Raw genomic sequence first — 22,459 nt, forward strand, 5'->3', positions numbered from 1 at the left:
GCCACTCAGGGCGAGTGGCCGGCAACAGACGGTCAGCGCACCGGCGGTGCGTACTGCAGACCACCCTTGTTCCACAGGGCGTTGAGGCCACGTTCAATCTTCAGCTGACTGCCAACACCGACGTTGCGCTCAAAGCTTTCGCCGTAGTTACCGACTTGCTTGACGATCTGTACGGCCCAGTCCTTCGGCAATTTCAGGTCTTTGCCAAACTCACCTTCAGCACCGAGCAGACGTGCTACGTCAGGGTTCTTGGTGGATTTGGCTTGCTCTTCGACGTTGGCCGAAGTAATACCCAGCTCTTCAGCGTTAACCATCGCGTACAGCGACCAGCGCACGATGTCGAACCACTCTTCATCACCCTGGCGAACAACCGGGCCCAGCGGCTCTTTGGAGATCACTTCCGGCAGCACCACGTAGGAGTCTGGATCAGCCAGCTTGATGCGCTGTGCATACAACTGCGACTGGTCGGACGTCAGCACGTCGCAACGGCCGGCTTCAACCGATTTGGCGCTCTCGTCGGAGGTGTCGTAAGTGATGGGGGTGTACTTCAGGCCATTGGCGCGGAAGTAGTCGGAAAGGTTCAGCTCGGTGGTGGTACCGGCTTGGATGCAGACAGTTGCACCGTCAAGTTCCTTGGCGCTGGAAACACCCAGCTTCTTGTTAACCAGGAAGCCTTGACCGTCATAGTAGTTAACGCCGGCAAAGTTCAGACCCAGGCCGGAATCGCGCGAGCTGGTCCAGGTGGTGTTACGCGAAAGAACATCGACTTCGCCAGACTGCAGCGCGGTGAAGCGCTCTTTGGCGGTCAGCGGGCTGTACTTGACCTTGGTCGCATCACCGAATACTGCAGCAGCAACTGCGCGGCATACGTCGACGTCGAGGCCCATGTAATTGCCTTTCTCATCGGCGTAGGAGAAGCCAGGCAGACCATCACTGATGCCGCACTGAACAAAACCTTTCTTCTGGATTGCGTCCAAAGTAGCGCCAGCTTGAGCAAAACTGCTAACGCCGAGAACCGCGGCGGTGGTCAGTACTGCCAATGTGGATTTCACCATCTTCATTAAAACCTCCAGTTGCTTTTGTTGTGTTTGGAGTCTCGGTTCTTCCACCGTACCCTTGTGGGGCTCGTTGACTGTGTCGGCAGCAACACACTCAACCGGGGGTAAAACCATGGTTCGAGTCTAGTTGCCGATTGCTCCAGCGGCCATAAACTCTTACCGGCTCATTGTTTGAATGAGCGAGAGACAGGTAGCAAGTGACATGTCGCACAGCCTGCAGCACCTTGCGAACCCATGAAGCACCGTTAAAGGCGACTCAGTTTCCGCACCCAATTGGGCGGCACTGTTACCACGACCAGGCAGCAGCATCAGCCTCCAGGGTTTATAGCAAGGGCCGTACCAGCCTCGTCGACCAAGCCCCAAACAGGCAGTACAAGAGCAAAACTTTCACCCTGGCGACATCTTCTTTCCATAATCACCACCCCCTACTTTTCACTTCGCACTAAATCAGTGCGATCGCACCACAGCGGAGCTTCAGATGACCGAACCCTTGATTCTTCAGCCCACACTTGCCGCCGACGCGTGCGTCATTTGGTTGCACGGCCTCGGTGCCGACCGTTACGACTTCATGCCTGTCGCCGAAGCCTTGCAACAGCGCCTGCACACCACCCGCTTCGTTCTGCCGCAAGCGCCAACGCAGGCAGTGACGATTAATGGTGGCTACGCCATGCCCAGTTGGTACGACATTCTGGCCATGAGCCCAGCCCGTGCGATCAACCGCGAGCAGCTGGAAGCGTCAGCCCAACAGGTTATCGAGTTGATCGAGGCGCAACGCGACAGTGGCATTGACCCGGCGCGCATCGTCCTCGCCGGTTTCTCCCAGGGTGGCGCGGTGGTCCTGCACACCGCCTTCTTGCGCTGGCAGTTCGCCTTAGGCGGAGTTATCGCCCTATCGACCTACGCGCCAACCTTCAGCGACGACGTCAGCCTCGCAGATACAAAAAGACAACTGCCGGTCCTGTGTTTGCATGGCACATTCGACGACATCGTACTGCCGGCCATGGGCCGTGCAGCCCATGACTACCTGAGCGCCTCCGGCGTCAGCGTGCAATGGCGCGATTACCCGATGGGCCACGAAGTGGTGAACGAGGAAATCCGCGACATTGCTGATTGGCTGGAGCAACGCTTGGGCAATTGACAGCCTAAGAGCGAGAACGCCTATGCCGGACATCCCTGCGATCAAGACCTTGCGCGACATCCGCCAGATCGAGCAAACCCCACTGGCCGAGCGCGACTTGCCGGCCAGTACCTATGAGCTGATCCGCCGCAGCGCCGCACGGCAAATGGATGCACCGGCCCTGTCGTTTATCCTTCAGGGCACGGCTGATGAGGCGGCTTACCGCCTCACCTACGGGCAGTTACTGGGCAAAATCACCCAGACCGCTAACGCCTTTCATCGCCTGGGCCTGCGCCCAGGTAAGGCCGTCTCGTTTCTGCTGCCCAACCTACCGCAGACCCACTTCACCATCTGGGGTGGCGAGGCCGCCGGGATTGTTAACGCGATCAACCCGCTGCTCGACCCGGAGCATATCGCCGAGCTGATCCAGGCCTCCGACTCAGAGTTACTGGTCACCCTCGCCCCCTTCCCGGGCACCGACCTGTGGGCCAAAGTTGCAGGCCTGCGCGAGCAGCTGCCAGCGCTCAAGGCAATCATCTGCGTAGACATGTCCAACCTGCTGCCCGAGCCGCAGCGCAGCGCCGTCAAAGCACAGCGCGGGCCTTTGCCCGACGGGGTAGTGGATTTCGATGAGCTGATCGCCAGTTGCCCGGCTGATCACTTGGAAAGTTGCCGGGTGATTTCGCCAAACGACATTGCCAGTTATTTCCATACCGGCGGCACCACTGGCACGCCGAAACTGGCCCCGCACAGCCACGGCAACGAAGTCGCCATGGCGTACAGCATGAACCTGGTAACCCGCTTCGCCCCGGGAGATGTCACGCTCTGTGGTCTGCCGCTGTTCCACGTTAATGGTGTGATTGTCACGGGGCTGGCCGCCTTTATCGGCGGCGCCGAAGTGCTGTTGGCAACACCGCAGGGTTATCGCAACACCGCATTAATCAGCAATTTTTGGAAAATCATCGAACGCCACAACGTCAGCTTCTTCAGCGGTGTTCCGACTATTTATGCTGGCCTTCTCCAGGTGCCGAGCGAAGGCCATAACCTCAGCTCGCTGAAATATGCCCTGTGCGGTGCCGCGCCGATGCCGGTGGAACTCATCCGCCAGTTCGAGAGCAAAACCGGTCTGACCCTGATCGAAGGCTACGGCCTGACTGAGGGCACCTGCGGTAGCTGTGCCAACCCACCCGCCGGCGAGCGCCGCCCGGGCTCCATCGGTCTGCCGATGCCGTATTGCGAAGTGGCGATCAAGGTACTCGATGAACAAGGCACCTATTTAAGGGATGCCGCGCCCAATGAAATTGGCAACCTGTGCATCCGCGGTGCAACGGTGTTCAACGGCTACCTGCAGAACAGCAAGAATGCTGGCATCTGGGTCGACTGCAACTGGTTCAATACGGGCGACCTGGGCCGAATAGATGCCGATGGCTACATCTGGCTGACCGGCCGCAGCAAGGATCTGATCATTCGCGGCGGTCACAACATCGACCCACAGATGATTGAAGAAGCGCTGCACAAGCACCCTGCCGTGGCCATGGCGGCGGCAGTCGGCAAGCCTGACGAGAAGGCCGGCGAGCTGCCCGTGGTGTATGTGCAGCTCAAGCCCGGCGCGCACGCCGACGAAGCCGAGCTACTGGCGCATGCCGCCCAGCACATCCCGGAGCGCGCGGCGATCCCCAAGGATGCCTGGATCATCGAGAACATTCCGCTGACCGCCGTGGGTAAAACCTTCAAGCCGGCGCTGCGCTTTGACGCCATTGCACGCGTTTACCAGGCGGCACTGGCGGAGCTGGATCAGCGCTTGCGCGTTGAAGTCCTCAGCGATGACAAACGTGGTCAAGTCGCCCACATCCACCTGCCCTCCGGACAAACCACTCTGGCAGGGGCCGTGACTCAGCGTCTGGCCGGTTTTGCCGTGGCCATAGAGCTGCATCCAGCCGACTAAGCAATAGGCCAGCGCAAGGATTGCGCTGGAGTTGTGACCGACCATTCAACTTCAGTACCACTGGTCGCGCCAGGGCACGACAAGGATTGTCAGCCCACAGGCAGCGGAATATGGTCGTGCATGGTAATCGTCCTAAAAGCAGGGAGCGTTAGCGATGCCCCGTCCACCGAACACACCGTTGCACTTGTTGGCCAGATGAAACACGCCCATTGGCAGGCCGACCTGCAACAACTGCGCCGTCTGCGTTTGTTCAATAACGTTGCCGCCAGCAGCATCGACCATCTGCTCAAAGACTTCCGGGCCTGCGACCTAGAAGCCGGCGATGTGCTGCTCTCGCCCGACCATCGCAACCAATACCTCTACCTGCTGCTCAAAGGCCAACTCAAGGTCTACCTGGGTTCACTCGACAGCCAGGCTGTCAGCACTCTAGTAGTTGGCGACTGCGCGGGGGAAATCAGCTTTATCGACAACGAACACCCTTCTGCCTTTGTCGTCGCAACCGAGCCCTGCTGCGTGCTACGCCTGCACCGTGAATCGCTGTTCAACTTATTCCAGCAATCACCCACGCTCATGCAAAACCTGCTGGAATTGCTCTGCGAGCGCGTGCGCCAGGGCAACCGGCTTATTCTCGACAGCGAACAGACCGCCAATATCGATGCCCTGACCGGCGCCTATAACCGCCGCTGGCTGGAACACATCTTCGAGCGCGAAAGCACCCGCTGCGCCTTCAACCGCAAGCCCCTGTGCATCCTGATGCTCGATGTTGATCACTTCAAAGCCTACAACGACCAGCACGGTCATCTGGCCGGTGATTATGCGCTGTGCCTACTAACCAATACCCTGCGCAACCAATTACGCCCCATGGACAGCCTGACCCGCTTCGGCGGTGAAGAATTCCTCATTCTGTTGCCGGAAATCAGCGCCGAAGAGGCCCGCGGCATTGGTGAACGGCTGCGTATAGCCCTGCACCAGATCAGCTCCTTCCACTCACCGATTGGCGTACTGCCAGGTGTAACCGTGTCCATTGGCCTGGCGCAGATGCAGCCAAAGGACAGCCTGCAAGGTCTTATATCCCGCGCTGATAGCGCGCTGTATCAGGCCAAGCAGCAAGGCCGCGACTGCCTCTGCGGCTAACCCATACGAGCGGCTGCGCGTCGTCCTTGCTGGGTTTTTAGCCCCACAGCGGCGCGCTCGCCATCCATCACATTTATTCGCCACCCTTGCTAAAGTGCTGCGCATAACAACAACGCCGGATGGCTCCTGACTATGCGCAAAACCCTGCTTACTCTCCTGGTTCTTTTACTGATCGCTGCTGGCAGCGTGTTGGCCCTGCCCTCCTTGCTTGACCGCAAGATGAACAGCGTCGAGTCCCCAGCGCCTTACCCCGCCAGCGAAACGGCCAAGCAACTGCATAAACAGTTGTTTATCGCCGACCTGCACGACGATGCCTTGCTCTGGGAGCGCGATCTGCTCAAGCGCTATGACTTTGGCCACTCCGACCTGCCGCGCATGCTTGAAGGCCACGTCGGCTTGCAGGTGTTCTCCACCGTCACCAAAACACCCCGCGGCCTCAATTACGAGCGCAACAGTGGTGACAGCGACAACATCACCCTGCTGGCCATGGCCCAGCGCTGGCCTCGGGAAACCTGGAACAGCCTGCTGCAACGGGCGCTCTACCAGGCGCACAAGCTCAACCAAGCCAGCCTCAACAGCGATGGCCGCCTGGTACTGATCAAGAACCGCAGCGACCTGACCCGCTTTATCAGCGCCTGGCAACAAGACCCGCAACGCGTGGCGGCAATCCTCGCCACCGAAGGTTTGCAGCCGATCGAAGGCAAGCTGGAGAACGTCGATGCGCTCTACGAGGCCGGTTTCCGTATCGCGGGCCTCACCCACTTTTTCGATAATGAAGTCGGCGGCTCCGCCCACGGCTTGGAAAAAGGCGGCCTTACGCCGCTGGGCCGCCAAGTGATCAAGCGCCTGGAAGCGAAGGCCATGCTGATCGACCTGGCCCACGCTTCTCGCCCGCTCATTGATGACGTACTCGGCATGGCCACGCGCCCAGTGCTGGTCTCGCACACAGGCGTCGAAGGCACCTGCAAAGGCACTCGCAACCTGAGCGACAAACACCTGAAGGCCATCGCCGCCACCGGCGGAGTAATCGGCATCGGTTACTGGGATGCTGCCGTCTGCGCCACCTCGGTCGAAGCCATCGTTAACGCCATTCGCTATACCGTCGACACGATTGGCATCGAACATGTGGCGCTGGGCTCGGACTTCAATGGCACCATCCATGCTCCCTTCGACGTTACCGGCTTACCGCAATTGACCGAAGGCCTGCTTAAAGCTGGCTTCAGCCATACCGAGATTGCCGCCATCATGGGCGGCAATGTGCAGCGTTTACTGCTCAGCAGCCTGCCAGCCAACTGAAACCTGTAATGGTCTGCTAACAGATGCGATCTGGCGCGGCACTTCGCCGCGCCGGCTTCTTGCATTACACTGGCGGCTGTTCACTCCTTAACCAATTGATGAGATGACCGTGCTCAAAGCACTTAAGAAAATGTTCGGCAAGGCCGAGGGCGAGCAATCCAGCCCAATAACAACAACGCCTGTAACGCCCAGCACACCGCGCGCCCAGCATGACGCCACTGCTGAAAAACCCAGCCCAAGCGCTGCACCACGCGAGAGTAAAAGCGTGGAGAAACCGTTACCGAGCAAAGCAAAACCGGCGAAACCGCGCCGCGAACGCGCTGCCAAACCAATCGACACATGGAAACTGGAAGACTTCGCCGTAGCACCAGCCGAAGGCAAAACCCGCTTTCATGACTTCAAGCTCTCCCCCGAGCTGATGCACGCCATCCATGATCTTGGCTTCCCTTACTGCACGCCGATTCAGGCGCAAGTGCTGGGTTACACGCTCAACGGCCGCGACGCCATTGGCCGCGCCCAAACCGGTACGGGCAAGACAGCTGCTTTCCTGGTCTCGATCATCACTCAGCTGCTGCAAACGCCCCCGCCAAAAGAGCGCTACATGGGCGAGCCACGGGCGCTGATCATCGCGCCGACGCGTGAGCTGGTGGTGCAGATTGCCAAAGATGCCGCCGACTTGACCAAGTACACCGGCCTCAACGTGATGAGCTTTGTCGGCGGCATGGACTTCGACAAGCAGCTCAAACTGCTCGAATCGCGCTTCTGCGACATTTTGGTGGCCACACCGGGTCGCTTGCTCGACTTCAACCAGCGCGGTGAAGTTCACCTCGATATGGTCGAAGTGATGGTGCTGGACGAAGCCGACCGCATGCTCGACATGGGGTTTATCCCGCAAGTACGCCAGATCATCCGCCAGACCCCGATGAAGGGCGAACGCCAGACCCTGCTGTTCTCCGCGACCTTCACCGAAGACGTGATGAACCTGGCCAAACAGTGGACCACCGATCCGGCGATCGTCGAAATCGAGCCGGAAAACGTCGCCAGCGACACGGTCGAGCAGCACGTCTATGCCGTAGCCGGTAGTGACAAATACAAGCTGCTGTACAACCTGATCAGCCAGAACGACTGGATCCGCGTGATGGTTTTCGCCAACCGCAAGGACGAAGTGCGCCGCATCGAAGAGCGCCTGACCCGCGACGGCATCAGCGCCGTGCAAATGTCCGGTGACGTGCCGCAGCACAAGCGCATTCGTGCACTGGAAGGCTTCCGTGAAGGCAAAATCCGCGTCATGGTCGCCACCGACGTGGCCGGCCGCGGCATCCACGTTGATGCGATCAGCCACGTGATCAACTTCACCCTGCCCGAAACGCCAGACGACTACGTACACCGTATCGGTCGTACCGGACGCGCTGGCAGCAGTGGCACCTCGATCAGCTTTGCCGGCGAAGACGACGCCTACGCCCTGCCCGCCATCGAGGCGCTGCTGGGCCGCAAGATCGCCTGCGAAATGCCGCCTGACGAGCTGCTTAAGCCGGTGCCGCGCAAGAACTGATCAGCGCGGAACGAAAAAGGCGAAGCCGCGAGGCTTCGCCTTTTTTATGCCAGGTATTTGAGCTCGCGGTTACCGGCGGTTTGCGCAGGCTGGCTATTTTGCAGCGCACACCGCACGCAACATCTAACAAACGCCTGCCGTCAGGGCGCAAACAACTCCAACTGTTCATGCTCCCCACGCAGGTCGTGCAAGCGCACACCAACACCGAGCAGGCGCACGGCCTTGTTGCCTCGGGCAAAAGCCGCGCTCAGCAACCGCCTGTAGCTGTCCAGATCACGCCGCGCCCCGGCTTGCTCCAGGGTGGTTTGACTGAAATCGTGAAACTTTATTTTGACGAAGGGCTTGTCCGGCCGATACGTCGGGTCCAGCCGTGCCATGCGCGTTTCCAGCTGTTCCAGCAACGCAGGCAGTTGCTCCAGGCAAGCGGCCAGATCGGGCAGGTCCTTGTCGAAGGTATTTTCCACGCTAACCGACTGACGCCGGCTGTCGTTGCGTACCAGGCGCTCATCAATACCTTGGGCAAGCCCCCACAAACGCTCACCGAAACTGCCGAACTCCTTGACCAAGGCCAGCTTGCTCCACTCACGCAGGTCGCTGCAGGTACGAATGCCCAACCGCCCGAGCTTATCCGCCGTGACCTTCCCCACGCCGTGCAGTTTATTAACCGGTAAAGCGGCGACAAAATCTTCCACCTCACTGGGCGTGATCACAAACAAGCCATTGGGCTTCTTCCAGTCACTGGCGATCTTGGCGAGAAACTTATTCGGCGCCACCCCCGCAGAAACAGTGATGTGCAACTCCTGCGACACGCGCCGCCGAATATCCTGGGCGATGCGCGTGGCACTGCCAGCAAAGTGCGGGCTGTCACTTACATCCAGGTAAGCCTCATCCAGCGACAAGGGCTCGATCAGTTCGGTGTAATCACGAAAAATCGCCTGAATCTCCCGTGACACCGCCCTGTAGACCTCCATGCGCGGCTTGACGATCAGCAAATCCGGGCACAGTTTCAGCGCTTGGCCTGAGGCCATCGCAGAGCGCACACCGTAACTGCGCGCCTCATAGTTACAGGTGGCAATCACCCCACGCCGATCCGCCAGCCCACCGACCGCCAGCGGCTTGCTCGCCAGGCTTGGCTCATCACGCATCTCGATGGCGGCATAAAAGCAATCGCAGTCAATATGGATGATTTTGCGGCTGTTCATGGTCAACGCCATCAATCCTGCCGCTACTGTGCGGCTGAGCTCACGGGGGCAGCTGGCTTGGCGTCGCGCTCCGCATCGTCTGGCTTGCTGATATAGGACTGGATAATCAAAATCACGATCAACATAAACGCTGCCAATGGCAACAGCTTGGTCTTGGCCGCCAGCGCCGCGCCACACCCTGGGCAGGTCTTCGCGTCGCTTGAGACCTGGGCACCACAGGACTTGCATTCACCACTCATAAAACTGCTCCCATTCAATGGGCACGGACTCTAGCCCAACAGTCCCGCCACAGGCTATGGCCAAAGCATTCTCAGCTAAGCGGTTGAGCCCCGACCTCGAGATCAAACGCATAAAACTGCGCAAAATGGCTAAAACCCGAATAAAAACGACTTAAACCCACATTCAGGTTGACATGACTTATTCAGGCGCTACAATTGGCCCCGCGGAATGGAGCAGTCTGGTAGCTCGTCGGGCTCATAACCCGAAGGTCGTCGGTTCAAATCCGGCTTCCGCAACCAAACATTAAAAAGACCACTCAATGAGTGGTCTTTTTTTTGGCCGCGATTTAATCGAAGGCCATAAATCCGAACCCACCGCTTCTGCACACGCCAGCAGAGCGACCTCGATGCAATACCCATCGACCGCTCTTAACCGCCACAGCCCTCGCCTGCCAAGGGCTGAACGCGCGACAGCGATCAACTGCGACTCAGCCCTCCCTCGATATCGCCACCCCAGCGATTTAAGTTATTGATTAAAAACCACTAATCGATTGACAAGAGGTCGTATCTATATAGAATAGCCGGCGCGGGATGGAGCAGTCTGGTAGCTCGTCGGGCTCATAACCCGAAGGTCGTCGGTTCAAATCCGGCTCCCGCAACCAGATACTCAAAAAAGGCCACTCAAACGAGTGGCCTTTTTTGTTTCTCGCCTATCGCACGCCTAAGCATTTGATTAAGAACACATTTTTTGTTGACAGCAGGCGATTTCTGTATAGAATCAACGGCGCGGAATGGAGCAGTCTGGTAGCTCGTCGGGCTCATAACCCGAAGGTCGTCGGTTCAAATCCGGCTTCCGCAACCAAATATTAAAAAGACCACTCAATGAGTGGTCTTTTTTTTGGCCGCGATTTAAGTGATCGAGCTCAGCAACGCTTAAGTATTGCCAGCCTAAACTGTAGGGGCCATCACCTACCCCACTCGGAACCCACACCATCATGTCCTGGAAAAATACCGAATCGCGCTACGGCAGCCTGTCCATCGCGTTGCATTGGCTGATGCTGATTCTGATTGCCGGCGTTTATGCCTGCATCGAGCTCAAGGGCAACTTCCCTAAAGGCAGCGACATGCGCGAACTGCTCAAGCAATGGCACTTTATGCTCGGCCTCGCGGTATTCGCCTTGGTTTGGCTGCGCCTGCTGGCACGTGCAATCGCACCCACACCAACAATCACTCCTGCACCGCCAGCCTGGCAGGCCATCACGGCCAAGCTGATGCACCTGGCGCTCTACGCCCTGATGATCGGCGCACCACTGGCTGGCTGGTTGATTCTCAGCGCTGCCGGCAAACCCATCCCGTTCTTCGGCCTGGAACTGCCCGCGCTGCTCGCAACCAACAAGCCACTGGCTGGCGACATAAAAGAGTGGCACGAGCTGGCTGGCAGCGCCGGTTACTGGCTGATTGGCCTGCATGCTGTCGCCGGGTTGTTCCATCACTTCTTCGTACGCGATAACACCCTGACGCGCATCCTCCCCAGCAAGCACGTCTGAACCATTCATCCCCTACAGAGGCGACGCTCAGCGCTGGTCAATTGGCAGCGTCGCCGCTAGAATTGCGCACTTTTTGATCAGAGACGCAACAAGCGTCCAGCATCCGTCCGTACACGCCTGAGGTTAACGCCATGTCCACCCCCGCCACGCCGAAAGTCGGCTTTGTATCACTCGGTTGCCCCAAGGCGCTGGTGGACTCCGAACGCATCCTCACTCAGTTGCGTATGGAAGGTTATGAAGTGGTACCGACCTACCACGATGCCGACGTTGTGGTGGTCAACACCTGTGGCTTTATCGACAGCGCCAAGGCTGAATCCCTGGAAGTGATCGGCGAAGCGATCAAAGAGAACGGCAAGGTTATCGTCACCGGCTGCATGGGCGTTGAAGAAGGCAGCATCCGCGACGTGCACCCTAGCGTGCTCTCGGTCACCGGCCCGCAGCAGTACGAGCAAGTGGTCAACGCTGTGCATGAAGTCGTACCGCCGCGCCAAGACCATAACCCACTGATCGATCTCGTGCCGCCGCAGGGCATCAAACTCACCCCGCGCCACTATGCCTACCTGAAAATTTCCGAAGGCTGCAACCACAGCTGCAGCTTCTGCATCATCCCCTCCATGCGCGGCAAGCTGGTCAGCCGCCCTGTGGGTGAAGTGCTCAGCGAAGCCGAGCGCCTGGTCAAAGCTGGCGTTAAAGAGCTGCTGGTAATTTCCCAAGACACCAGCGCCTACGGCGTTGACGTCAAGTACAAGACCGACTTCTGGAACGGCCAGCCGGTGAAAACCCGCATGACCGAAATGTGCGAAGCCCTGTCGAGCATGGGCGTGTGGGTGCGCCTGCACTACGTTTACCCCTACCCGCACGTCGACGAACTGATCCCATTGATGGCCGCCGGCAAGATCCTGCCGTACCTGGACATCCCCTTCCAGCACGCCAGCCCGAAAGTGCTGAAAGCCATGAAGCGCCCCGCCTTCGAAGACAAGACCCTGGCGCGGATCAAGAACTGGCGTGAAATCTGCCCAGAACTGACCATCCGCTCGACCTTTATCGTCGGCTTCCCTGGCGAGACCGAAGAAGACTTCCAATACCTGCTCGACTGGCTGACCGAAGCCCAGCTCGACCGCGTCGGCTGCTTCCAGTACTCGCCCGTCGAAGGCGCACCGGCCAACCTGCTCGACAACCACGTGCCGGACGACATTAAGCAAGATCGCTGGGACCGCTTTATGGCCCACCAGCAAGCCATCAGCAGCGCCCGCCTGCAGTTGAAGGTCGGCAAGGAAATGGACGTGCTGATCGACGAAGTCGACGACCAAGGCGCCGTCGCCCGCTGCTACGCCGATGCCCCGGAAATCGACGGCAGCGTATTTATTGCCAGCACCGAGGTTAAGCCAGGTGAAAAAGTACGCGTGCGTATCGTTGATGCGGATGAATACGACATGTGGGCCGAGCTGATCTAAAGCCTACAGCCTAAAAAGCCCCGCACATGCGGGGCTTTTTTATACGCGCTGAATAGTTTTTTCATGCAAATGATGACGAAACGTGCCGGCACCCCGTGGGTCTTGCGAGCGATTACCTGACGGAAACACAAACTGCCAGCCCCACTCCGCAGCCGCATTGGGGTACTTACGCGCCAACGCAAACGGCAGATTAACCCGACCAAACCCCTCAGCAAGATCTTGCTGATGCAACGCCTTAACCGCCTCTAAATGTTCATGCAGGCTAATCACCACTGAGCGCGGCAACATGGTCACGCGATCCTTTTGGCCCTTACCGTCACGCACTAAAATCTCGCCACGGGAAAACTCTACATCCTTTACCCGCAAGCGCAGCGCCTCCATCAACCTGAGCCCAGAGCCATACAACAAACTGGCAACCAAACCGTGCACACCGGATATTTCGGCCAATACCCGAGCCACTTCCTCACGCGTTAAGACCGTAGGCAAGTGCGCCGGCTTCTTCGCCCGTACAACCCCCTCCAGCCAGGGCAACTCAACTTTCAACACCTCCTTGTACAGAAACAACAGCGCCGCCAACGCCTGATTCTGCGTGGCCGCCGCCACATTACGGGTCACGGCCAAGTGAGTTAGAAACGCCTCAACCTCCACCACCCCCATCTCTACAGGATGACGATACGTGTGAAACCGTATATAACGTTTTATCCACTCGGCGTAGATTTTTTCAGTGCGAATGGAATAGTTCCTGATGCGGATTTGCTGGCGGACTTGATCGAGCAGCCGAGGCTTGTCGTCTTCCATGTCGCTTTTCTCCCTGAATGATGTCGCGTTTGCCGCGACCACCTTCAAGCTAGACGTAGACTCACAAGACGACAAGGAACGTTATCCGACATGTTTTTACGACATCAAATGCGACATTCAATGTCGCCTAATAATAGTTACATGTCATACAAAAATCGTCGCGAACTCCAAATTTATCTCTAGAGAAGATCACATGTCAGAGAAAACCCAATTATTTATTGGCCTTCGCCGTGGGAATGGTCAGATTGGCTATCTGTCTGAAAGCCTCGGCGGCGGCAAAAACTGAGTGCAACACCTGACCTTTCCGGTACGGTGCTGCCCCTATGTCTTATTCCGAACTCAGCGTTGAAGAACGCGCCACCATTCAAATCAGCCGTGCCCAAGGGTTCAGCCTGCGCAAGATTGCTTGCTTGATCACCCGATCCCTTCGACCATCAGCCGGGAGCTGCGCCGCAATCGAGATGTCTGTGGTGGCTACTCGGCCCGCATGGCCCAGCAGCAGATGCAGGCCCGCCGCCAAGGCTGTCGACCGAAACGAAAGCTGTTGCCGGGTGGTGAGCGCTTTCAGTTGGTGGCCCATATGCTGCGCGAGCGTTTGTCTCCCGAGCAGATTGCCGGCAAGCTGCGCAGCATGAACATTCCCAGCCTCAGAGATGCATACGTCTGTCGCGAGACGATCTATAACGCCATCTATGCCTTGCCGGTCGGCGAGCTGCGTAAGGAGCTGATCATCTGCCTGCGCCAAAGTAAGACGACGCGCCGGCCGCGCTCTGGCGGCGTGGATCGGCGTGGCCAGATCCCCGAGATGGTCAGCATCCATGTGCGCCCACCGGAGATCGAAGACCGACTGATGCCAGGGCATTGGGAAGGCGATCTGATCAAGGGCAAGGCCAACGCCTCGTCTGTAGGCACGCTGGTAGAGCGCACCAGTGGCTACCTGATGCTGGTAAAGATGAACGACGCGACGGCGACCTCGGCGATGGAAGGCTTCAGTGCAGCGCTCAATGGCATGCCGCTGGCGATGCGCAAGAGCATGACCTACGACCAGGGCCGAGAAATGGCGCGGCATGCTGAAATCACCCAGCAGACCGGGGTGGCGATTTACTTCTGCGATCCGCATAGCCCTTGGCAACGCGGCAGCAACGAAAACATCAATGGCCTGATCCGCCAGTACCTGCCCAAGGGCACGGACTTGTCGGTACACAGCCAAGAAGAACTCGACGCTATTGCACTGCAACTGAACATGCGACCGCGTAAGCGCTTCGACTTCAAGTGCCCCATCGAAGTTATGGGTGAGGTGATGCAGAAGGCCATGGCTATGCGGCATGATGCTCCAGCTTCAATTCAATGACCGTGTTGCACTCAGCTCCTGCAACCGCCCTCTCAATACCTGAATTCTTTGATTTAATTCGCCCTACCGAAGACAAAGGCAATGTTCTTGTAGACTTTTCACCTGTAATTGAGATTCTGCATTCAGCTCACGAAAAATCCACCGAGCAATCACTGCGTGAAAAGTACAACTCAGTATTCAATTACTGGCAAGAATCAAAATCATATTCAAATTTACAAATAAAACTGCCAAAATTTGAAAGCCTATCAATGCTTTCCAACGAATTGATAGTTTCACTTCAATTCAAAATTGACAGCTACAAATCCCAATACAAACGCGGACGAAACGGAACACCGGCCGAAAACTTATGCACCATAAAAGCAATAGAAAGCACTGCAAATATATATATTGACACAATGCTATGCTTTATCCACTCAAAGGCATCACTAGAGATAGAGTCATTTAAGAGGGACGCTGTACTGCACCAATATTGCGAATATCTACGCAATATAATTTCCGAGCTTCTCACCTTGGTTGTTGAGTTTTCCACCCGGAACAACCAGTTCAGACTCAATGATTCATCCCTGCTTTATTTTCTTGCATTTAACACCCGTGAAGACGTAGAGAGCTATACGAAATTACTACCCAACTTCGATAGTTCACAAGACTTGCGATTGAGTCTTTTAAAAGAGTCCGAACCTCAAGACTCCTATAACAATTTCAGTGAGCCAGTCAAAAAAATTGAGATTGTGTATAGAACCCCTCACAACTGTGAGTTGGAAATGGCAAGAATACTTAGAGACATCGCTCACAAAGTATCATCACTATCAAAGCTGATTAGCCACCTTAAATCTGGCGATGTGGAATGGGACCAAAGCGAGAATACAGTTGAGGAACTCAAAGAGCTGATACTCGGCACAGATGCCATGTAACAAATGGTATATGGACTCTTCCCACAAGTAGTGAGCAAAGCTTTCCTAACCCTGTCGTCAGCGCGGTTGCATTCGTATATCCGGCCTATTTTGGGCTTTACTGCCCTGGCCACTCTGTAGTTCGCGCAGCGGGGGCCAAGCGTTCAATCGATCACGAAGATCATGATTGTTATCGGCCTTATTCCGTTGCAGGACTCGCCTGTTTCGACAGTGTTGCTGCTCACCACAACCACAAGAAAACCATCACATCTTACTGATTGCTCCGCCGTCAGGCGGGCTTTACGCTTTGCCAGTCACCACTGAAACGCCGCTCGTTGCACCACACAGCCCAGCAAATCCTTACCAATTTATTAGCCAGCGCCACAGCTGCTTTGTTGTGGCCGATACGTGACGCTGTCTCGACGGCCCAGCGTTGTAACTGGGTCAGTTTCTCCGGCGTGCGGGCCTGACATCGCTGTGCCGCCAGCAAGGCTGCTCGCGAACCGTGGATCAATAAGGTACGCACATAGACGTTGCCCTGTCTGCTGATGTGGCCCAGTTTACGTCGGTCGCCGCTGCTGAATTCACGCGGTGTCATGCCCAACCAAGCGCTGAGTTGGCGGCCATTAGTAAAACGCTCAGGCTTGCCTACTGCGGTTTTCAGGGCGCTGGCGGTCAGCAGACCAATACCGCTGACCTCATCGAGTTTACGTACCACTTCATCGTCGGCATGCCAGCGCTTGAGTTGCTGTTCGCACTCGACCATGCACTGTTCGTGCAGGTTGATTTCCGCCAGGACGATATGCAGTTGATGGCTCAAGGGGGCGATTTCTGGGCGCTCAACTAACTCATGGGCGGCACGGATAAAAGCGGCGGTAGAGGCTGGAGCTTCGATGCCCGCTTCGCGCAGGATGCCGCGCAGTAGGTTGATCCGCTGGGTACCCCCGGTGTCAGGCTAGTTGTCGCCTGAGCTGATTTATCAAAACGATAGATCGGGGGCGTCAAAGAGAGCTGTAATGTCGAGCTATTCACCTGAGCGTAAAGCGGCCCTTATCCGTAAATTACTGCCGCCGCAAAACATGTCCGTGGCCGAGTTGTCGCGCCAAGAAGGCATCTCCCAAGCCACCCTGTATGCTTGGCGCACAAAGCTCAAAGCAGGAGGCGCGGTAGTGCCCGGAGACAAGAACAACGCCGATGACTGGCCGGCCGAAGCTAAGTTTGCGGCTGTGCTACATGCCGCTGCCTTGAGCGAGATCGAGCTCAGCGAATACTGCCGCAGCAAGGGCTTGTACCCCGAGCAAATCAGCGCGTGGCGCCAAGCCTGCATCACGGGCCAGATGTCCGCCAAAGCGCAGCTCAAGGCAGAGCGAGATCAAGCACGGGCCGACAAGAAACGCATTACCGAACTGGAGCGCGAGTTGCGGCGCAAGGACAAGGCGCTGGCGGAAACCGCCGCCATATTGGTACTGAGAAAAAAGATGAATGCCTTCTGGGGAAACGACAGCGAGGACGTTTGACCTCGCTGCCAGAACGGCAACAACTCGTTGAACGCTTTAACCATGCCGTCGCCTCTGGCGCGCGCAAGGCGGTGGCCTGCGCAGAGATTGGCCTGTCGCTGCGCAGCCTGCAACGCTGGGCGCTGATGCCTGTTATACAGGCCGATGAGCGCACGACCACGCTACGTCCACGGCCGCTCAACGCCCTGAGTCCTGATGAGCGCCGCGCCATTCTGGAGGTGTGCAACAGCCCGCCATTCGCCAGCTTGCCGCCGAGCCAGATCGTGCCAAGGCTGGCCGACCAAGGCCGTTACCTGGCCTCAGAGGCCACCTTTTACCGTGTCCTCAAGGCCGCCGATCAGCAGCACCAACGCGGCCGCAGCCATGCGCCGCAGAGGCACGCCGCGCCGACCACGCACAGTGCAACGAAGAGTAACCAGGTCTGGTCATGGGACATCACCTATCTGCAATCGCCGGTGCGCGGGCAGTATTACTACCTGTATTTGATCGAGGACATCTACAGCCGCAAGGCCGTGGGCTGGGAGGTTTACGAGCAAGAAAGCGGCGAGCGTGCGGCCGAACTGATGCAGCGTACCGTGCTCGGCGAGCGCTGCGTGGGCCAACCCTTGGTGCTGCACTCGGACAACGGCGCGCCGATGAAATCGGTGACACTGCTGAGCAAGTTGTACGATCTGGGCATCACCCCCTCGCGCGGACGACCGCGGGTGAGCAACGACAATCCCTACTCAGAATCGCTGTTTAGAACCCTGAAATACTGCCCGCAATGGCCGCAGGATGGCTTTGCCGATTTGGACGCAGCACGCAGCTGGGTGCGCGACTTTATCCGCTGGTACAACCATGAGCACCGCCACAGCCGCATCCGCTTCGTGACCCCGGCGCAGCGCCATCGTGGAGAGGATCAAGAGGTGCTGGCCAAGCGTCATGTGCTGTATCAGCAAGCCCGTTTTAAACACCCGCATCGCTGGTCAGGTGCAACGCGAAATTGGCAACCAATCGGCACCGTCACACTCAACCCGGAAAGGGAGCAGCCGGCACTGAAAATAGCAGCTTAAAAACACGGCTGACGCGACAACTACCTTGCAAAACGCCGGTACGGCTTTTCTTCCAGGTTTCGCGCAGCCCATGCAGTTGCTGCACCTGTTGCTGCTCATGGGTTTTCACCGGCACCGGATGGATATCCTTGCAGCGCGAGGCTTCTAGCATCGCATCGCAGTCGTTGCGGTCGGTCTTGTTGCGGCGCCGATACGGGCGCACATAGCGCGGGTGGATCAGCTTTACCGAATGGCCCAGTGCCTGCGCCACGCGCCCCCAGTAATGGGCCGTGCCACAAGCCTCCATCACCCACTCGACCGGCTCGCCCTGCTCCTGTATATATCGCCTAAACGCCTCTCGGTTCAGCCGCTTGCGCTGCACCACCTGGCCGGAACGGACACTCTCGGCAACTTGGTAAACGGACTTGGCCAGATCAACCGCAATTCGCTTCATAACGTCTCTCCCAATGATCAGTCACCGCAGTTCTAGGTATAGAACCGTGGTGCGGGGAGAGTCCATTACAGCATTCAAACCGTTCGTTTCGCTCACTGGGACGGGCTAAAGCCCGCCCCTTAACCAAACGTTAGGTATCATAGTGAAGAAATTCGTACTCGCAGCAACCATAGCCATATTTGTATTGGCCCAAGCATTTTTCATCTATGCACTTCTCCAGCCTGAAACAGATAATTATTTTGCTAGTCTCTGGTCAAGCTTTGGTGTTCAGCAAACGTCTTACTCAAAATTTGTTTTCAAAACTATCCAATGGTGGGCAGTGCTGCCGGTCATATGTTTAGCACTTGGCATACTTGCAATTAAGCGTTCGTCAAAATCAATATCGTTATTCGCTATTTCGGCAAGTGCACTAGGCACAATAGCCTTATATTGGTCTGCGTACGCCCCAACATTATTCATCAGCATATGAAACCTAACTAGTAGTTCAAATAGCCACAGGGAAAACTGTGTCGACCATAGCCAATACGCCAACCCCACCTTATTACGCTGTTATCTTTACATCTTTGCGCACTGAAGGTGATAACGGCTACGGCGCAATAGCAACTCGAATGATTAAGCTTGCAGTTCAACAGCCCGACTTTCTCGGCATGGAGTCCGCAAGAGAAGAGTTAGGCATTACTGTTTCATACTGGTCAGATATTGAGTCAATTAAAAACTGGAAAGCCAATATTGAACACCAGCAGGCGCAAATATCGGGAAAAGAACATTGGTATTCTGCATTTAAGGTACGAATATCCAAGGTTGAGCGTGACTACGGTATCTAACCAGGCGCTCTAACCGCTAGCTGAGACGGCATGCATCAGGACCTTGGCTTGATCGCTACCGACTACCGTTTAAGTCCATTCTCATTCTGCAATTTCTGCGTTCTATGCTGCCCTCTCTGTACGGGCAGTAATCTTTTAATCGTGGCTCTTTGCCGACCACAACGATTTCTTTTGGCCCATTGGTTTTAGGCGCTGGCTTTTCAATGGGGTAGGTGCTGGTCGCCTGGATAATATTTACAGCACCTTGCGGTGTGTAATTTAAATCACTGAATACCGTCTGCTTGGCATTTGGGGTGGGTTGTTCTGTTGCCCTAGACGGCTCAGCTTCTATATGCCGGCTTGCTGCCTCGTTTACGAGGCTGTCCCAGTCTTTATCAGCTACGGGTTCTGCTCGTGTTATTTCGGCCACTGGAACGGGCTTTAGCGGCTGTCGCTTTTCTACGATCTGCTGCACGGTGCCCTTTAACAGCGCTTGGCTAGCGAAATACAGGGCACCAACGGTGATGCACGTTCCAAGCAAACCGGGTAGCAGCACCGCTGCTGTGCTTCTTTTGCGGCGGCTATTGATCCACTCGGGGGCGTCGTCCCACTCTGCCTTCATGCTGACCTCTCCCTTTCGCTTCGCGCGTACTGCGCCAAACGCTTGCCCGTCACTTGATTATGAGCGGCGGCAATATCCTGACCTTACAAGGTGGCACGGGGGGCATCCGTCGCCGCGCATGGCCATGCGCTATGCCCCCTTCTTATTTGCATGATGCGTTGCGCCTAAACCGGTTAGAGCGTTTAAACACACGCAAATCAATCGAATCGTAAACCTTACAACTCAGTCACTTTCCGGCGATGCGCCATAGGTATTCGACTGTTTATAGAACTCATGCAAATGACGCACTAACACCATAATCACCGCAGCGACCGGCAGCGCCAGAAGGACGCCAGTGAAGCCGAACAATTGACCGCCCGCCATGATCGCGAAGATCACCGCCACCGGGTGCAGGCCGATGCGATCACCCACCAGCATGGGGGTCAGCAGCATGCCTTCGAGCATTTGCCCGACGATAAATACCGTGGCGATGCCCAGCAACGGGTAGAAATCCACGCCGAACTGGAACAGCCCCGCCGTCATTGCCGCGCCAATCCCCACGACTACCCCCAGGTACGGCACGATGCTGGCCAAGCCAGCCAACACACCGATTAGCAAGCCAAGCTCCAGGCCAATCAGCATCAGCCCGGTGGCGTACATCACACCCAGCGCCAGCATCACCAGCAACTGGCCGCGCAAGAACGCCCCCAGCACTTCGTGGCACTCCGAGAAGAGCTGCACAATCAAACCTTCACGGCCACGCGGCAACAGGCTGCGCAGCTTGGCGACCATCAGGTCCCAATCGCGCATCAGGTAGAAGCTCACCACCGGAATCAGCAGCATATTGGCCAACCAGGCCATCAATGCCAGCCCAGAAGCCGTGGCCGTGGACAACAGCATGCCGACGATATCGGTGGTTTTACCCAGCTGCCCGGACATCGCTTCCTTCAACTGATCAAAACGCCAGAACCCTTCACTCAGGCCCAGTTTTAGCTGAACCCATGGCAACGCCTGGTGCTGCATCCAGTCGAGTATTTCTGGCACCAGCTCATACAGGCGCACCAGCTGCTTACCCAACAACGGCACCAGGACCAGCAACAGAATGGCCATGACTAGGGTGATCAACGCGAAGACCACCACCACGCCCCAGGTCCGCGAGAACTTCCAACGCTCCAATCGATCGACCAGCGGGTCGCCCATGTAGGCCAACAGCACACCAATCAAGAACGGCGAGAGAATCGGGGCGAGCAGGTACAACAGGCCGCCCAGCAGCAACGCTGCGACTATCCATATCCAACGATGCGAGTCGATCATGCTCTGCGCTCCATATGCCAACGCGTTATCCAGAAAGCCCCACGCTTAGGGGCGCGGTATAAGAAAACCGCAGCTATCGGGCTGCGGTTTGGTCAATCAGGGTGTGTGCGACTGCCATAGCCTACCAGCGAAACCTTAATACAGGGTCACGCGGCGGCGCTGGCAGTGCAGACTCAGCACCTGTGGCGGGCGGCGTAACCGCCGGCTCAGTATCGACCACCGCCGCCTCGGCCGGCAGCTCTTGCAGCTGCGCCAGGCCCAGCTGTGCTCGCAGTTGTTCGGCATTGGCATTGACCGCGAAGGTCAGCGTGTCGCCCTGTACCTTGAGCAGTTGCGCGGCGAATGGCTCAAGCATGCGCTGCAATTCGGCGTAACGCGCCAGATCAACGCCCTGCACTTCTACAGTCAAACGACTGGCAGCGCCGGGGGCGACAATAAAACGCGGCGCCAGACGCTGATTAACCGCCAACAGGATGGCATCTGCCAGCGCGGCCTGATCAGCCCCCTGAACCTTGCCCTGCTCACGCTCGTCACCCAGCCACAGCCGCCATTCGGCTTGCCACTGGCCGTTTGCTTCACGCGCGACAACCGCCAACAAAGCATCGGCAGCGTAGCGCTCGGACGCTTCACGCAAGGCAGCAGGGTCATTGCTGGCAAGGTTTTCCGGTACGGCCAGGAGTTGCTCGGAGAGGTCGGCCAACGGCAGGCGCAGCGGCAGGCCACGGTGTTGCGCAGCCTGATTAAACATTGCAGCGGCGGCTTGACCATCGCCAAGCAGGCGGCTGCCATCACTGGCATCACTCAACCACCAGAGCAGGATGCTTGGACGATTCGCGCCCCACAACGCCAGCCCCGCCTGACGCAGGCTGCGCTCGGTACTGTGAGGGTCAAAGTCGACCAGCAAGGTGTCACCTTCATAACCATATTGGCTGACAATCTGTTGCGGGTCTTTGCGCAGCGCCGCCAGTGCTGGGCTTTGCGCGGCATCAGTTTTGCCGGTCAAACGCAGCACTAGGGTATCCAGAGCACGGCCCAGAGCAGCCGCACGCTCCTCTGGCTGCTGGCTGCTGACCGCCTCGCGGACTTGGTACAGATCACTCACGGGGGCGGCCAAGGCTGGCAGGCCGGACAGTGTCAAACAGGCAAGAAGCAGGCGAGCGGTCAAACGCATGGGTGG

General features: G+C 57.3%; 18 protein-coding genes, 3 tRNA genes and 3 pseudogenes. 15 read left to right on the top strand and 9 right to left on the bottom strand.

Annotation, left to right across the window (positions count from 1 at the left end):
* Positions 1–32: 32 nt before the first annotated feature.
* Entirely contained in the window at positions 33–1,061 is a 1,029-nt protein-coding gene (locus ACEPAJ_RS13530; RefSeq protein ID WP_425915346.1) for an amino acid ABC transporter substrate-binding protein, read from the bottom strand.
* 475 nt (positions 1,062–1,536) lie between these two features.
* Between ACEPAJ_RS13530 and ACEPAJ_RS13535 the strand changes: the two genes are divergently transcribed.
* From ACEPAJ_RS13535 to rhlB, 5 genes are all read left to right on the top strand, one after another.
* A complete protein-coding gene (locus tag ACEPAJ_RS13535; protein ID WP_425915348.1) occupies positions 1,537–2,196 on the top strand; it encodes an alpha/beta hydrolase in 660 nt (219 codons plus the stop codon).
* Between the two features lie 22 nt (positions 2,197–2,218).
* Positions 2,219–4,120, top strand: a complete 1,902-nt coding sequence (locus ACEPAJ_RS13540) for an acyl-CoA synthetase (protein WP_425915350.1) — start codon at positions 2,219–2,221, stop codon at positions 4,118–4,120.
* A 195-nt stretch (positions 4,121–4,315) separates the two neighbouring features.
* Positions 4,316–5,254 carry a GGDEF domain-containing protein gene (locus ACEPAJ_RS13545; protein WP_425915352.1) on the top strand — a complete coding sequence of 313 codons (939 nt, stop codon included), beginning with the start codon at positions 4,316–4,318 and terminating at the stop codon, positions 5,252–5,254.
* Between the two features lie 132 nt (positions 5,255–5,386).
* On the top strand, positions 5,387–6,550 hold the full coding sequence (locus ACEPAJ_RS13550; protein ID WP_425915354.1) for a dipeptidase: 1,164 nt from the start codon (positions 5,387–5,389) through the stop codon (positions 6,548–6,550).
* 109 nt (positions 6,551–6,659) lie between these two features.
* Entirely contained in the window at positions 6,660–8,102 is a 1,443-nt protein-coding gene (rhlB, locus tag ACEPAJ_RS13555; RefSeq protein ID WP_425915356.1) for an ATP-dependent RNA helicase RhlB, read from the top strand.
* Between the two features lie 140 nt (positions 8,103–8,242).
* On the opposite strand, the gene dinB is transcribed toward rhlB, so the two are convergent.
* Both dinB and ACEPAJ_RS13565 read right to left on the bottom strand, forming a co-directional pair.
* Positions 8,243–9,304: a DNA polymerase IV gene (gene dinB / locus ACEPAJ_RS13560; RefSeq protein WP_425915358.1), complete on the bottom strand. Its 1,062-nt coding sequence runs from the start codon at positions 9,302–9,304 to the stop codon at positions 8,243–8,245.
* 23 nt (positions 9,305–9,327) lie between these two features.
* On the bottom strand, positions 9,328–9,543 hold the full coding sequence (locus tag ACEPAJ_RS13565) for a zinc-ribbon domain-containing protein (protein WP_425915360.1): 216 nt from the start codon (positions 9,541–9,543) through the stop codon (positions 9,328–9,330).
* A gap of 202 nt (positions 9,544–9,745) precedes the next feature.
* Between ACEPAJ_RS13565 and ACEPAJ_RS13570 the strand changes: the two genes are divergently transcribed.
* The 5 genes from ACEPAJ_RS13570 to rimO all read left to right on the top strand — a co-directional run bounded on the left by ACEPAJ_RS13570 (position 9,746) and on the right by rimO (position 12,523).
* Positions 9,746–9,822: transfer RNA gene (locus ACEPAJ_RS13570), tRNA-Met, on the top strand.
* A 285-nt stretch (positions 9,823–10,107) separates the two neighbouring features.
* Positions 10,108–10,184: transfer RNA gene (locus tag ACEPAJ_RS13575), tRNA-Met, on the top strand.
* Between the two features lie 123 nt (positions 10,185–10,307).
* A tRNA-Met gene (locus tag ACEPAJ_RS13580) sits at positions 10,308–10,384 on the top strand.
* A 133-nt stretch (positions 10,385–10,517) separates the two neighbouring features.
* A complete protein-coding gene (locus ACEPAJ_RS13585) occupies positions 10,518–11,069 on the top strand; it encodes a cytochrome b (RefSeq protein ID WP_425915362.1) in 552 nt (183 codons plus the stop codon).
* A gap of 131 nt (positions 11,070–11,200) precedes the next feature.
* The gene (rimO, locus tag ACEPAJ_RS13590) at positions 11,201–12,523 is read left to right on the top strand and encodes a 30S ribosomal protein S12 methylthiotransferase RimO (protein ID WP_425915364.1); all 1,323 of its coding nucleotides are present in this window, start codon (positions 11,201–11,203) and stop codon (positions 12,521–12,523) included.
* A 39-nt stretch (positions 12,524–12,562) separates the two neighbouring features.
* Here the strand turns inward: rimO and ACEPAJ_RS13595 are convergent, their stop codons facing one another.
* Positions 12,563–13,321 (bottom strand): integron integrase, encoded by a 759-nt coding sequence (locus ACEPAJ_RS13595; RefSeq protein ID WP_425915366.1) that lies wholly within the window; start codon positions 13,319–13,321, stop codon positions 12,563–12,565.
* A 323-nt stretch (positions 13,322–13,644) separates the two neighbouring features.
* On the opposite strand from ACEPAJ_RS13595, the pseudogene ACEPAJ_RS13600 reads away from it, so the two are divergent.
* Both ACEPAJ_RS13600 and ACEPAJ_RS13605 read left to right on the top strand, forming a co-directional pair.
* A pseudogene (locus ACEPAJ_RS13600) lies at positions 13,645–14,672 on the top strand (IS30 family transposase).
* Positions 14,669–15,583, top strand: coding sequence for a hypothetical protein (locus ACEPAJ_RS13605; RefSeq protein WP_425915368.1), 915 nt, complete (start codon positions 14,669–14,671; stop codon positions 15,581–15,583). Before ACEPAJ_RS13600 ends, ACEPAJ_RS13605 begins: the two are co-directional and overlap by 4 nt.
* Positions 15,584–15,851: 268 nt before the next feature.
* Here the strand turns inward: ACEPAJ_RS13605 and ACEPAJ_RS13610 are convergent.
* Positions 15,852–16,502 (bottom strand): annotated as a pseudogene (locus ACEPAJ_RS13610) (IS110-like element ISPpu25 family transposase); the annotation flags it as partial.
* A gap of 76 nt (positions 16,503–16,578) precedes the next feature.
* On the opposite strand from ACEPAJ_RS13610, the gene ACEPAJ_RS13615 reads away from it, so the two are divergent.
* Positions 16,579–18,131 (top strand): IS3 family transposase gene (locus ACEPAJ_RS13615; RefSeq protein WP_236299687.1). Its coding sequence is split into 2 segments (ribosomal slippage): positions 16,579–17,041 and positions 17,041–18,131, totalling 1,554 coding nucleotides; the frame shifts between segments, so codons are not numbered across the junction.
* Positions 18,132–18,168: 37 nt separating this feature from the next.
* On the opposite strand, the pseudogene ACEPAJ_RS13620 reads toward ACEPAJ_RS13615, so the two are convergent.
* Positions 18,169–18,564: pseudogene (locus ACEPAJ_RS13620) on the bottom strand (IS110 family transposase); the annotation flags it as partial.
* Between the two features lie 142 nt (positions 18,565–18,706).
* Between ACEPAJ_RS13620 and ACEPAJ_RS13625 the strand changes: the two are divergent.
* Together ACEPAJ_RS13625 and ACEPAJ_RS13630 are read left to right on the top strand one after the other, a co-directional pair.
* The gene (locus tag ACEPAJ_RS13625; RefSeq protein WP_425915370.1) at positions 18,707–19,033 is read left to right on the top strand and encodes a hypothetical protein; all 327 of its coding nucleotides are present in this window, start codon (positions 18,707–18,709) and stop codon (positions 19,031–19,033) included.
* A 37-nt stretch (positions 19,034–19,070) separates the two neighbouring features.
* Complete coding sequence (locus ACEPAJ_RS13630) at positions 19,071–19,388, top strand: antibiotic biosynthesis monooxygenase family protein (RefSeq protein WP_425915372.1); 318 nt, start codon at positions 19,071–19,073, stop codon at positions 19,386–19,388.
* Positions 19,389–19,443: 55 nt separating this feature from the next.
* Here ACEPAJ_RS13630 and ACEPAJ_RS13635 read toward each other — a convergent pair whose 3' ends face one another.
* The 3 genes from ACEPAJ_RS13635 to ACEPAJ_RS13645 all read right to left on the bottom strand — a co-directional run bounded on the left by ACEPAJ_RS13635 (position 19,444) and on the right by ACEPAJ_RS13645 (position 22,453).
* Positions 19,444–19,989, bottom strand: coding sequence for a hypothetical protein (locus ACEPAJ_RS13635; RefSeq protein ID WP_425915374.1), 546 nt, complete (start codon positions 19,987–19,989; stop codon positions 19,444–19,446).
* Between the two features lie 222 nt (positions 19,990–20,211).
* Positions 20,212–21,282 (bottom strand): AI-2E family transporter, encoded by a 1,071-nt coding sequence (locus ACEPAJ_RS13640; protein WP_425915376.1) that lies wholly within the window; start codon positions 21,280–21,282, stop codon positions 20,212–20,214.
* A gap of 121 nt (positions 21,283–21,403) precedes the next feature.
* Positions 21,404–22,453 (bottom strand): DUF2066 domain-containing protein, encoded by a 1,050-nt coding sequence (locus tag ACEPAJ_RS13645; RefSeq protein WP_425915378.1) that lies wholly within the window; start codon positions 22,451–22,453, stop codon positions 21,404–21,406.
* Between the last annotated feature and the right edge of the window lie 6 nt (positions 22,454–22,459).

The sequence above is a fragment of the Pseudomonas sp. GWSMS-1 genome, assembly GCF_049847425.1.
Lineage (GTDB): Bacteria > Pseudomonadota > Gammaproteobacteria > Pseudomonadales > Pseudomonadaceae > Aquipseudomonas.